The organism is uncultured Maritalea sp. (genome assembly GCF_937139385.1).
In the GTDB taxonomy this organism is placed as follows: Bacteria; Pseudomonadota; Alphaproteobacteria; order Rhizobiales; family Devosiaceae; genus Maritalea; species Maritalea porphyrae_A.
In genome coordinates, this window is record NZ_CAKZPW010000334.1 from 1 (window position 1) to 11,800 (window position 11,800).

Here is an 11,800-nt window from a genome sequence, read left to right on the forward strand (position 1 = left end):
GCAGCGATTATCGCACCGAACACTGAAACTGTAAGCAGCATCACAAATAGCGAACGCCAACCGAAGTATTCAATCATGATGCCCCCAACTGAGGGACCAAGCGCAGTACCGACCGCCGTCAGCGTACCCAACAGGCCCATGGCCCGCCCCACGGCATGTTTCTTGGCATTTTGTTTAGCAAGTGCAATGGCCACAACACCCAAAAAGGTAGCGCCCACCCCTTGCGCAATGCGCCCTATCACCAATATCCACAATGCATCTGCGGACCAGCAAATCACAGCGCCGATAGAGAATATCCCATAGCCCAAATACAAAGATATTTTTGCCCCAATCAGGTCCACCATTCGGCCAGAAACAATTGAAAATACACTCAGCGCTAAAAGGTAAGCTGAAATAATCCACTGCACTTGCGTCAGCGGTGCCCCAAACTCCTGCGAAAAAATCGGCAGCGCCACATTGGCAATGCTCATCCCAAATGTGGGCACCAGAGTTGCGATGCCAAGCGCTGCAAAACGCCAAAAATACTTCCATTCTTGCCCTGAAAAATCTACTGCGATCATCATTTTCTCCTTGATATAAGTCGAGCTGTGCGCAACGATACGACTTCAAGTCAACTTGAGGTCAAGGATGAAATTGTTAGACATTGGCGACGTCGCCAAAAGAACGGGAATAGCTCCCTCGACATTGAGATATTACGACGATGAGGGGTTGATTGATTCACTCGCAAGGCACGGTTTAAGGCGCCAATTTGACCCAAATGTTATCTTGCAACTGACTTTGATCAGCATGGGGAAAACCGCAGGATTTTCCCTCAAAGAAATCAAACAAATGCTGACGCCAGATGGCGCACCCAAAATCGATAAATTAGAGATTGTGGCCAAAGCCAGCCAATTGGATAAACAAATTGCACAATTGAGCGCCCTAAGGGACACATTAAACCACGTAGCAACATGCCCAGCACCAAGCCATATGGAGTGCAAATCATTTCGACGTCTGGTTTCTGTCGCCAGCAAACGACTGGCAACACATAAGACAAGATGAAGTCTAGCCCGCAACTGTCCAGTTTAAAACCGGCCCCACAAAACATGTTTGGCAAACGAATGGTCTGCACCAACACGCAGTTCAAATGCAAAGACCTGCAAAGCCATATTGGATCATTAAACCTTGGCGGAGGCCCTCATAGGGTCGTCTAAATTAAGCGTGGCCAACCGGCACAACGGGCATTCTAGCCAATTCTTCAAACTTGGCCGCCGAATTAAGCGCCACTTCCCGTGTAAGGCCTGCATAATTGAGAACATCATTGGTCAAATAGCCAAAGCGTGACATTTGGCGGGCGTGAACCTCAAGCAATGCCCGCACTTGATCTTTAGTCATTGCGCCTTTCCAGGCGTCAGATTGCGGTTTTTTGCCTGCCATTCCATGCACGACCAAAGCAGCATCTGCTGCGGCAGCAATTTGTTTGTCATTCACTGGCATCTTCAAATGGTTTGCGATTCGACCAAGCTGGCCGTGTGGATCAGCAGCGATATCCTCAAAACGGATCAACAAATCCCCATCGAGGTCGGCATTGGTCCAGCTCGCTACATTTTGTGACCAAGACCCCCAAGGCTCCAACGCATGTGTGTCACTTGTTGGCTGCCTAAACTCACTGGTTGCGAGTAATTTCAGGGCCGTCACCACATCCTTTTTGCCCGCCATGGCAAAAATTGGCGCCAACATTAGCGGGTTGCGGATGAGATAAACAGATCCAACCGAAACATCAAAATTTATGCTCGGCACGCCGTAAAATTCGCCCCGTGGTGCGTGTGTTTTCACCACTGGAATCCCGGGATAGGTCTTTGAGATATATTCATGAATCTTGGGACGAGCTGCGGCAATTTCTTCCTCGCTCATGTCGCGCGGATGCGTGCCAATTACCGATTCATAAAAATGTGCCAACACATCCCAAGGCAAATCCCGATCAAGCAATTCAATTGCTGCAGGCTCTTGAGGACGGTAGCCAAGGTTTTTGGCCAAATATTGCAAAAACGAGCGCACCAGTTGGTCGCCGCTGTGCGGGTAAGATGCAATCCAAAAAAGCGGCGTGGCAGGTTTTTGCGACATGTAAGATTCCTCAAACTAAACTTTGCCCCTATTTAAGGCGCAATCTGCCTATGGGCAACCCGCCTTCCCGTTTTCGTTCTAGCCAGCGCTAGCTTGGTCTAGAGCTGACAACCAAGCTCCTTTGCTAAATGCGAACGCGTTGCCATTTCAAATGCCTCGGGCCACTCCAATTTCCGATCGCTGAATATGGGCTTTGCATAAGCAGAAAAGGCCAATGCCGTTTCAACATGTGCAGCTACGATTTGTTCCCGCTCGCCGTTAGCGACAGGTAACGCATTCAAAATGCGAAGTGTTTCTGGCGAAACCACACAGCTCAAGTGCAGTGCACCACCGTCATTCACTTTTTCCGCTTCAATAGCAAAATTCATAAACAAGTTGCGCAAGTGCCCCAACCCGATCGTGCATAAAAACCATTCTTTGCGACCTACCCCAATCGTAACCAATCCCAGAATGCGCAAGAACTCGTTCGCCATATGGCTCAACCGATCCTCAGAGACCTCATGCGGTATCGATGAGTTTTCCAGTTCAGCCAGCATTGGCATGCTCTCGAACAAACAGCCCAATTGATCTTGCGAACGGTTTTTGAACGCAAGTGGCTCTTCTAAAAACAAATCAATGCGCACCCAATCACTCGTAATCACATTGATAAGCCCCGAACGCCCCAACTGCTTTCGGCAAAAAACAACATCAAATAGCTGCCCCACAAGCGATTCCCACGCCGCCGCCACATCGGCCAATTGGTCGGGTGCAACCACCGCAACAAAGTCCAAATCGCTAAATTTGTCCGCGGTTTTTCGGCCGTGGCTTCCACCCAAATAAAGCCCCATGATACCGTCAACCAGCATAGCCTCTTTTGCGATGGTGTCGATCAAACGGCTTTGGTTCATGGTGACAATCCTTTGGCCTTATGAGGTCATACGTTCAAAAAATGGCTCGGGTGAAGACACTTCAACCAATCGCTTGCGCTTCGTTTCGATCTCAAAATATCGCGTACCCACGGATCGAGCGAATTCTCTGTCATGCGAAACTATGATTGCGGTTGCGCCTGTTTCACTAATTTCTGTTTCCAGCATTTCACGGCCTGGAATATCAACATGGTTAGTTGGTTCGTCTAACAAATAAAAATTCGGCTCGATCAATCTAAGGCTAAGCAGCGCCAAACGAGATCGCTGACCATAAGACAAATGAGCTATAGGTTTTGACTGTTTTTCAAACTCAAAACCAATGTTTGCAAGCAATGAACGACAGCGCGAGTTGCCAACACCTTTATGCTGTAGAATGAAACTCTCCGGACTTTCATCAATTGGCAACTGAGAAATTTCCTGATCTGCATAACCAAGAACGGTTGAAGGCGTCACCCAAATGCCCGGCTCCGCCCCTTCTTTTAAAAATGCGCGAGGCACTTTCTTGATCAGCTGGGTCTTTCCCGCTCCATTTTCAGCCAAAACCACAATGCGGTCACCGGCATGAATCAACACTTTTTCGATGCCGAACAATTTGTCGCCATTGGGCGCTGAAACCGTCACGTCCTCGAACGACAAGATAACCTTGGCGTGCGTACCGCGATTGGCCAACGTAATGTCGCCATGTCTTTCTTTGTGCAGATCTTTGAGGTTGTCCTCAATGTCACTCGCCCGTTTGCGCAACTGTTTGGCCTTAGTTTGCAAAAGGTCTGAGCCACTATTCAGGCCAACGTTGTTCAGCTTGGCCGCTTGCTCGCGCAGTTGCTTGGCCTGCTTTTGCTCTTTCACTAGCACTTTCTCTGCCGCCACATCTTCTTGTTCAAGCGCAACACGTGCCTCAGAATAGGGCAACGAGAAATTGCGGGAGATACCAGGTCGCAAAAACAAACTACGATTCGTACAATTGTCCAAAAAGGCACGGTCGTGGCTAGCGACAATCATTGGCACCTGTGCAGATGTTTGCTTAATCCAGTTTTCAAGCTGCACAATTTTAGCAAGATCCAAATGGTTGGTGGGCTCATCAAGCAACAAAATGTCCGGCTCTGTTAGCCACACCCGTGCAATCATAATCAGTCGACGCCAACCACCGCTGAGTGTGCGCAAAGTCGCATGGTACTGATCATCGGGAAGCTGGAATTCAGCCAAAGCCACATCGACGCGCCAGCTTTCATAATCGCGCTGTTCGTCTGTCAGAGCCGAAGCAACAAAGTCATACGCAGTTAAGTCGAGCTGTTCTGGTTCTATTTCTTGCTCAACGTACCCTACCCGCGCGCCACGCGAAAAAATAATTTGTCCCGAGCTTGGTTCGCTTAGCCCCGCAAGAAAACGCAACAGCGTAGTTTTGCCGCGCCCGTTCGCCGCGATCAGCCCAACACTCTCGCCGTTTGAAACTGATAGACTGAGGTTCTTGAAAAGTTCACTTTGCGCAGTTGCGCCAACATTATTGAGTTGAATGGAAGCCATTTTATTGCCCTTGTCGACCTAATAGTCGAATAGTCACGCTGCAAGCTGCAGCCGATTGGGCAGACCAAAGAATGTCGAAACAGAATTGTCCGAACCCTTAAAGGTCAGCCCTACACATCAAAAGAAACGTGCAGGGCATTGCGCGGGCCAAACCATAATAAGCAAATACGATGCGCCATATTCATCTTGCTCTCCACACGCTCAAGGGCAGATCAAATTCGATCGCACGCTAGCCCAGCAAAACTAATCTGGCAAGATGTGGGGAAAAACTGAACAGTTACGCAAACACAAAGAACCCAACAAAGGTCCAAAGCAACATGCTACGAGAAATTGGCCAGCGGGCAAGCCGGTACGCAAAACTACCAAATCCGACTTGCGCCAACCAATAAAAAATCGCCTCAGCCGGGCGGTCTGTTACGCTGACCTTTGCTTTAGCGATCATATACGGGAACTCCATACTCTCAAACCGTATGACAATAGTTCTACCACCTCGTTGTTAAAAAAGTGCTGACGGCCCAGTTAGAATTTGTCAATAATTTCCGTCGCTTAACGGGACAGGTGATAAGAGTTTGTTTAGAAAGATGAACGCAAAGCACCTATCATTCGAGTGGTAACAGGCACCTGGTTTCAGCACCTAAAGCGCCAGAATGCTTAGGGAAAACTGACAATCTCGGTTTGAAATCATCGCTAACAAATGGTGCTATTGTGGTAAACGAAATTCACACATTGATTCGAATTGATAAAGGCGCGGCATGGACAACGGTGATGATCTTTTCAAAAAATTTGACGCAGAACCGTCAAAAAAGAAAAGCGAGCCCAAATTAGCACCAGCTGCGGCGTCAAATCCTGTTGCCAAAGCACCAATGGCGGCACCTGCGCCCAAGTCAGCGTCAAACGATGGCAGCTCCTATACCGCAGACGACATTGAAGTTCTCGAAGGCCTCGAACCTGTGCGCCGCCGCCCGGGTATGTATATTGGCGGCACAGATATCAACGCGCTGCACCACCTGTTTGCTGAAATCATCGACAACTCGATGGATGAAGCCATTGCGGGCCATGCCTCGCGAATTGAAGTGCATTTGGATGCAGAAGGTTATCTGACCATCACAGATAATGGTCGCGGTATTCCGGTGGAGCCACACCCAAAGTTCAAAGACCGGTCGACCCTTGATGTCATTATGACCACCCTACACGCAGGCGGTAAGTTTGATTCTAAAGCTTACGAGACATCAGGCGGTTTGCACGGTGTAGGCGTTTCTGTTGTGAACGCATTGTCCGACGATATGATCGTTGAGGTTGCTCGCGACCAAAACCTTTACTCTCAAAGCTTCTCGCGTGGCCTGGCCACAACTGGCGTTATCGATCATGGTCCAGTGCGCAACCGGCGCGGCACCAGCACAAAGTTTCACCCAGATCCACAAATCTTTGGCGACAAAGCCAAATTTTCGCCCAAACGCATACACGATATGGCGCAAGCAAAAGCCTATTTGTTTGCGGGGGTCGAAATCCGTTGGTCTTGCGACGAGAGCTTGGTTGAAGGCGCGGACATACCTGCAAAAACCACCTTTTTGTTCCCGGACGGGCTGAAAGACTATGTGGAAGGCCGAATTGAAGGACGCCCTCGCATTGTTGAAGAGATCTTTGCGGGTCGCAAAGGCGGTGCGGGAAAACATGGATCAGTCGAATGGGCGATCGCCTTTACGCTTGGCGATGCCTTTATCAATTCCTATTGTAATACCGTGCCCACCCAAGATGGCGGAACTCACGAAGCGGGATTGCGCTCCGCACTATTGCGCGCAATTAAAGCCTACGCTGAACTTACAGGCAATAAACGCGCCGCTGTCATCACGGCAGAAGATATTCTGGCGAACTGTAGCGCCGTCATGTCTGTGTTCATTCGCGAACCAGAGTTCGTTGGCCAAACAAAAGACAAATTATCGAGCGGCGAAGCCACAAAAATTGTCGATGTGGCCATCCGCGATGCGTTTGACCATTGGCTAGCCGCCTCCCCCAATCAATCTGCCAAACTGATTGACTGGGCGGTTGATCGCGCAGAAGAACGCATTCGCCGCCGCAAAGAAAAAGAAATCGACAGGAAGTCTGCAACACGTAGGCTTAGGCTTCCTGGCAAACTTGCCGATTGTTCGCAAGGCGCAGCCCAAGGTGCAGAAATCTTCATCGTGGAAGGTGACTCCGCTGGCGGCAGTGCAAAACAAGCACGCAACCGCAAGAACCAAGCCATTTTACCCTTGCGCGGTAAAATTTTGAACGTTGCCGGCGCCACCCGAGAGAAAATTACTGCGAACCAACAAATTGGTGATCTGATTCAAGCTTTGGGCGCTGGAACGCGCGACCGCTACAATTCCGATGACCTTCGCTACGATAAAGTCATCATTATGACTGATGCGGACGTTGACGGCGCGCACATTGCTTCTTTGTTGATGACGTTCTTCTTTCAAGAAATGCCTGCATTGATTGATGAAGGACACCTATATTTAGCCATGCCTCCGCTTTACCGGATCACCCAAGGCGCAAAAACGCTTTATGCCAACGATGATGAGCATAAGGATAAATTGATGGAAACGGAGTTTACCGGTCGAGGCAAAGTTGAGATCACTCGATTTAAAGGGCTGGGCGAAATGCCATTCCAGCACCTTAAAGAAACGACCATGAAACCGGGTTCACGCCGATTGGTGCAGATCAGCGTTGCCAATGAACATGTCGAAACCAAAGATTCCATCGACAGACTAATGGGCAACAAGCCAGAGTTACGTTTCCAATTCATCCAAGAAAACGCTGAATTTGCGAGCGACTTGGATATTTAGGCGCCAATTGGCTCAAATGCCTAGGTAAATTCAACTAGAAAGTGTGAGTTTAGCGCAACAATCATGTAATTCTCACACGATGCGTTAACAAAAATTCAACAAACGCATTGACTTACAGGTATCGCGCGCTATGGTCCTGTTCGCGGGGCCACTAATTATTTCTAGTTAGACCGTAATCGGCAAAGTGGACGTATTTACTTGAGTGAAAAATTCATAGAATTGGGGCTTAGCACAGCTGTTACCAACGCGGTAGTTGATGCTGGCTACACCACCCCAACAGATATTCAGCAAAAAGCCATTCCACACATTCTCCAAAAAAGAGACGTGGTTGGTATTGCACAAACCGGCACAGGCAAAACAGCATCGTTTGTCTTGCCCATGTTGACTCTGCTCGAAAAAGGGCGCGCACGAGCACGTATGCCGCGCACTCTTATTCTTGAGCCAACGCGCGAGCTTGCCGCGCAAGTGCACGAAAATTTCGAGAAATACGGCAAAAACCACAAATTGACCGTCGCCCTTTTGATCGGTGGCGTTTCATTTGAGGAACAAAACAAAAAGCTGGACCGTGGCGCAGATGTTCTTATTGCGACACCGGGCCGCTTGATTGACCATTTTGAACGCGGGCGCCTTCTCATGACAGGCGTGGACATTTTCGTCATCGACGAAGCTGACCGTATGCTGGACATGGGGTTTATTCCCGATATCGAAAAGATATCATCTTTGCTGCCCAAACGCCGTCAAACCCTTTTCTTCTCGGCAACAATGCCTGACGAAGTTGCCCGTTTGACTAAGAAGTTTCTAAACGATCCGGTTTCTGTGGAAACCACCCGTCAGAATTCAACTGCCGAAACAATTACGCAAAAACTGCTAAAAGTTGGCAACAAGCCATTCGAAAAACGTGCAGCGTTGCGTGAACAAGTGGATGCAGCCGTCGGCCTAAAAAACGCGATCATCTTTTGTAATCGCAAGCGCGACATTGCCACATTGACCAATTCAATGATCAAACACGGTTACAACACCGGTTCGTTGCATGGCGATATGGATCAAAAGTCCCGCATGGAGACCCTTGCAGGTTTCAAAAACAACGAGATTACGTTTTTGATCGCCAGTGACGTTGCCGCCCGTGGCCTTGATATTCCTGACGTTAGCCACGTTTTCAATTTCGATATTCCAACCCACGCTGAAGACTATGTGCACCGAATCGGTCGCACAGGTCGCGCGGGTCGCGAAGGGGTTGCAATTACACTTGTGGCGCCTGCAGACATGAAATACCTCGATCAAATCGAAAAACTCATCGAAAAAAAGCCCGAGTGGATCGAAAAGAAAAAAGAAGACAAACCTGCAAAACCTGCTCGCGAACAAAGGGCCAAGTCTAATAAGGCTCCAAAACCCGAGCAAAAATCATCAAAAGACAGGTCAAACGTCGAAAAACTTGATGTAAAAGAAAACAAAGTTTCCTCAAATCAAAACACTCGACAAAAATCACGCAATAAGAACCAAGACGCGCTGCCATTTGGTCAATCAGATCAAGTGCCTGCGTTCCTTCTGCGGCCCGTCCGACAGGCTAGTTAAACGTATCCTTAACCCAAAATTTAACCTTTTGGGACATTAAGGACTGCAACGAGATTAAAGACTCAATGCGTGTTTTCACGCATTTAGGTACTATGGGTGGAGCCAACAAAGATGCTTGTATCTGAGCATGATTACCAGCGAACGCTTGAGTATTCGTTCTCCGCATTGGGAATGCTTAAGCGCGCTAAGATCCCTCCCTACCCACATTTTTATGAGCTTTGCTATACTTATGCATCTGGCATCAACGAGCAGCTGAACGAGCGCTTGAACATGCTGCTGGGCAAAGACAATTCCCTTTCGATGGAAAACGTCTTGCAGGTTTACCGCGAGTTCTTCGACAACCCATCTGATCTAGAATCCCAACTGACCAACGTCAGTCAGGAAATGTCTCAAAAAATCGACTCCGTAAACCGGGCGATGGACGAGTCAATTGACACAGCTGAAGGCTACTCTGGTTCACTCGACAGCGCAGCCATCAAATTGGCCGGTGGCTTGGCCGCACAAAGCTTGGAACGGTTGGCCGCAAAATTGTTATCTGAAACAAAGCAGATGCAAGAAGCCAATCAGAATCTTGAAGAGAAACTGAAAGTTTCCAAACAAGATATTTCAAGCCTCAAGCGCGATTTGGACACAGCACGTCGCGAGACTATGCTTGATGCCCTCACAAAGATTCCAAACCGCAAGAGCTTTGATCAGCGCCTCAAACAAGAATTCGAAACATTTGAAAAAGAAGGCAACCATTTCAGCCTGCTGATGATGGATATCGATCACTTCAAAGCCTTCAACGACAATTACGGCCACCAAACTGGTGATCAGGTTTTGCGCTTGGTTGCGGTAACGCTGAAATCCAACATCAAGGGTCGTGATCATGCTGCGCGCTACGGTGGCGAAGAATTTGCAGCCATTTTGCCAGATACTGACCTACGCGGCGCGCGCCTCATTGCGGAAAAAGTTCGAAAAGCGGTACACGCCAAAGAATTGTTAAAGCGTTCGACCAATCAAAAGTTGGGCAGAATCACAATTTCGATCGGCGCCGCTCAAATTCACAGAGATGAGACAATCCATCAGCTCATCGAGCGTGCTGATGAATGCCTTTACACCGCGAAACGCGAAGGCCGGAATCGCGTGATTTGTGAAAATGACGAAGAGTTCCGAAACTCAAAAGTCGCCTAGTTACAAACACGTACGCGCAATCTTTAAAGTCTTGATTCGAATTAGGCACCGCTGCCAGAGTTTGCACGTGCCTTGGCAATTTCTTGCAAGTCAGCAGGCTCAAGCATCACGCTTTCACCACATCCACAAGAACCGGTTTGGTTTGGATTTTCAAATGTGAATTCTGATTTCAAAATGTCTTCTTTGAAATCCATTTGCGTGCCCAGCAAAAACATTGTGGCTTTGGGGTCGATATATACATCCACGCCATGCTCTGACACATGGTCGTCACCTTTCACCGGCTCGCTCACATAATCTAGCGTATAGGCCATGCCCGCACAGCCGGCATTTTTAACGCCGACACGCACAGCATTTATTCTTTCGTCTCCAGATTGGGCCAAGATTGTTTTCACTTGATCAGCGGCCGTTTGTGTAATGGAGAGAATTTTCATGTGGTTACCACCAATTTAGCGCAACCTGCGCTTCTTCTGACATACGATCTGGGCCCCAAGGTGGTTCAAACACCATGTTCACCACAACATCTTGCACGCCTTCAACGGTGCGTACTGCATTTTCAACCCAACCAGGCATTTCACCCGCAACGGGGCAACCAGGTGCGGTCAATGTCATGTCGATCGTAACATTGCGATCATCATCCAGATCAACCTTATAGATAAGACCCAATTCGTAAAGATCAACCGGGATCTCAGGATCATAAATCGTTTTAAGCGCAGCAACGATGTCATCAGTAAACCGTTGGATTTCTGCTTCATTCATGCCCTTAGAAACCGAAATCTCCGCAGCATTTACAGCAACTTCTTCAACTGTGTTTGTGGCTTCTTCACTCATTGATACGCTCCTTTAAGCGAAAAACTTCTGCGCTTTTTCGATACCTTGAACCAAAGCATCTACATCATCTTTGCCATTATAAACGCCAAACGAGGCGCGACAGGTTGATGTTACCCCAAACCGTTGCAGCAAAGGTTGCGCACAATGTGATCCGGCACGAATGGCAATCCCATAGCGGTCCAAAATCGTGCTCAGATCATGTGCGTGCACGCCTTCAATTGCAAAAGAGAATATAGCACCTTTTCCCGGTGCATCGCCAATCAATCGCAAAGAGTTGATTTTGCTTAGCTTCTCACGAGCATAAGCGCCAACCTCAGCTTCGTGCGCTTTGATGTTTTCACGCCCAAGCGCGCTAATATAGTCTAGCTCTGCGCCGAGGCCGACCGCTTGTACAATTGGTGGCGTACCTGCTTCAAACCGATGCGGGGGCTCATTATATGTAACATCTTCCAACGTCACATCACTGATCATTTCGCCACCACCTTGGTAAGGCTGCATTTGCGCCAACAAATCGGCTTTGCCATAAAGCACGCCAATTCCTGTGGGCCCATAGAGCTTGTGGCCCGTCATGATGTAGAAATCGACGTCCAAATCCTGCACGTCTACTAGTTCGTGCACCGCCCCTTGGCTGCCATCCACGACAACGGGAATGCCCCGTGCGTGAGCGATCTCACAAACCTGTTTGATCGGCACAACCGTACCCGTAACATTTGACATGTGGGTAATGGAGACAACTTTTGTTTTGTCGCTTAGCGTTGCAGCAAACAGCTCCAAATCAAAACTGCCATCTTCAGCAACATCAACCCATTTGATCACCGCGCCTTTGCGTTCCCGGTGGAAATGCCAGGGCACTATGTTTGAATGGTGCTCCAT

At 48.7% G+C, this 11,800-nt stretch carries 12 protein-coding genes; 4 read left to right on the forward strand and 8 right to left on the reverse strand.

What is annotated here, in order from left to right:
* Window positions 1–563, reverse strand: a 563-nt coding sequence (locus Q0231_RS13640) for an MFS transporter (RefSeq protein ID WP_299348168.1), incomplete at its 3' end; no start/stop codon positions are given.
* A 64-nt stretch (window positions 564–627) separates the two neighbouring features.
* Between Q0231_RS13640 and Q0231_RS13645 the strand changes: the two genes are divergently transcribed.
* Window positions 628–1,041 carry a helix-turn-helix domain-containing protein gene (locus tag Q0231_RS13645; RefSeq protein WP_299348171.1) on the forward strand — a complete coding sequence of 138 codons (414 nt, stop codon included), beginning with the start codon at window positions 628–630 and terminating at the stop codon, window positions 1,039–1,041.
* A 153-nt stretch (window positions 1,042–1,194) separates the two neighbouring features.
* On the opposite strand, the gene Q0231_RS13650 is transcribed toward Q0231_RS13645, so the two are convergent.
* From Q0231_RS13650 to Q0231_RS13665, 4 genes are all read right to left on the reverse strand, one after another.
* Window positions 1,195–2,103, reverse strand: coding sequence for a sulfotransferase domain-containing protein (locus Q0231_RS13650; RefSeq protein ID WP_299348174.1), 909 nt, complete (start codon window positions 2,101–2,103; stop codon window positions 1,195–1,197).
* A gap of 98 nt (window positions 2,104–2,201) precedes the next feature.
* The gene (locus Q0231_RS13655) at window positions 2,202–2,990 is read right to left on the reverse strand and encodes a nucleotidyltransferase domain-containing protein (RefSeq protein ID WP_299348177.1); all 789 of its coding nucleotides are present in this window, start codon (window positions 2,988–2,990) and stop codon (window positions 2,202–2,204) included.
* An 18-nt stretch (window positions 2,991–3,008) separates the two neighbouring features.
* A complete protein-coding gene (locus tag Q0231_RS13660) occupies window positions 3,009–4,529 on the reverse strand; it encodes an ABC-F family ATP-binding cassette domain-containing protein (protein WP_299348180.1) in 1,521 nt (506 codons plus the stop codon).
* Between the two features lie 277 nt (window positions 4,530–4,806).
* The gene (locus Q0231_RS13665) at window positions 4,807–4,971 is read right to left on the reverse strand and encodes a hypothetical protein (RefSeq protein WP_269394130.1); all 165 of its coding nucleotides are present in this window, start codon (window positions 4,969–4,971) and stop codon (window positions 4,807–4,809) included.
* A gap of 310 nt (window positions 4,972–5,281) precedes the next feature.
* Here Q0231_RS13665 and parE point away from each other — a divergent pair, with 310 nt between their 5' ends.
* The 3 genes from parE (at window position 5,282) to Q0231_RS13680 (ending at window position 10,099) form a co-directional block, all read left to right on the forward strand.
* A complete protein-coding gene (parE, locus tag Q0231_RS13670; RefSeq protein WP_299348183.1) occupies window positions 5,282–7,354 on the forward strand; it encodes a DNA topoisomerase IV subunit B in 2,073 nt (690 codons plus the stop codon).
* A 198-nt stretch (window positions 7,355–7,552) separates the two neighbouring features.
* Entirely contained in the window at window positions 7,553–8,926 is a 1,374-nt protein-coding gene (locus Q0231_RS13675; protein ID WP_299348186.1) for a DEAD/DEAH box helicase, read from the forward strand.
* A gap of 111 nt (window positions 8,927–9,037) precedes the next feature.
* Window positions 9,038–10,099, forward strand: a complete 1,062-nt coding sequence (locus tag Q0231_RS13680) for a GGDEF domain-containing protein (RefSeq protein ID WP_299348189.1) — start codon at window positions 9,038–9,040, stop codon at window positions 10,097–10,099.
* A gap of 41 nt (window positions 10,100–10,140) precedes the next feature.
* On the opposite strand, the gene Q0231_RS13685 is transcribed toward Q0231_RS13680, so the two are convergent.
* From Q0231_RS13685 to Q0231_RS13695, 3 genes are all read right to left on the reverse strand, one after another.
* Window positions 10,141–10,530, reverse strand: a complete 390-nt coding sequence (locus Q0231_RS13685; protein ID WP_269394126.1) for an iron-sulfur cluster assembly accessory protein — start codon at window positions 10,528–10,530, stop codon at window positions 10,141–10,143.
* Between the two features lie 4 nt (window positions 10,531–10,534).
* Complete coding sequence (locus Q0231_RS13690) at window positions 10,535–10,927, reverse strand: SUF system Fe-S cluster assembly protein (RefSeq protein ID WP_299348193.1); 393 nt, start codon at window positions 10,925–10,927, stop codon at window positions 10,535–10,537.
* Between the two features lie 12 nt (window positions 10,928–10,939).
* On the reverse strand, window positions 10,940–11,800 hold an 861-nt coding region (locus Q0231_RS13695; protein WP_299348195.1), incomplete at its 5' end, for a cysteine desulfurase.

Coding starts and splice junctions, on each gene's coding strand:
- Q0231_RS13680 (WP_299348189.1), top strand. CDS start 9,038: ATGCTTGTATCTGAGCATGATTACCAGCGAACGCTTGAGTATTCGTTC.
- Q0231_RS13685 (WP_269394126.1), bottom strand. CDS start 10,530: ATGAAAATTCTCTCCATTACACAAACGGCCGCTGATCAAGTGAAAACA.
- Q0231_RS13645 (WP_299348171.1), top strand. CDS start 628: ATGAAATTGTTAGACATTGGCGACGTCGCCAAAAGAACGGGAATAGCT.
- Q0231_RS13655 (WP_299348177.1), bottom strand. CDS start 2,990: ATGAACCAAAGCCGTTTGATCGACACCATCGCAAAAGAGGCTATGCTG.
- Q0231_RS13665 (WP_269394130.1), bottom strand. CDS start 4,971: ATGATCGCTAAAGCAAAGGTCAGCGTAACAGACCGCCCGGCTGAGGCG.
- Q0231_RS13690 (WP_299348193.1), bottom strand. CDS start 10,927: ATGAGTGAAGAAGCCACAAACACAGTTGAAGAAGTTGCTGTAAATGCT.
- Q0231_RS13660 (WP_299348180.1), bottom strand. CDS start 4,529: ATGGCTTCCATTCAACTCAATAATGTTGGCGCAACTGCGCAAAGTGAA.
- parE (WP_299348183.1), top strand. CDS start 5,282: ATGGACAACGGTGATGATCTTTTCAAAAAATTTGACGCAGAACCGTCA.
- Q0231_RS13650 (WP_299348174.1), bottom strand. CDS start 2,103: ATGTCGCAAAAACCTGCCACGCCGCTTTTTTGGATTGCATCTTACCCG.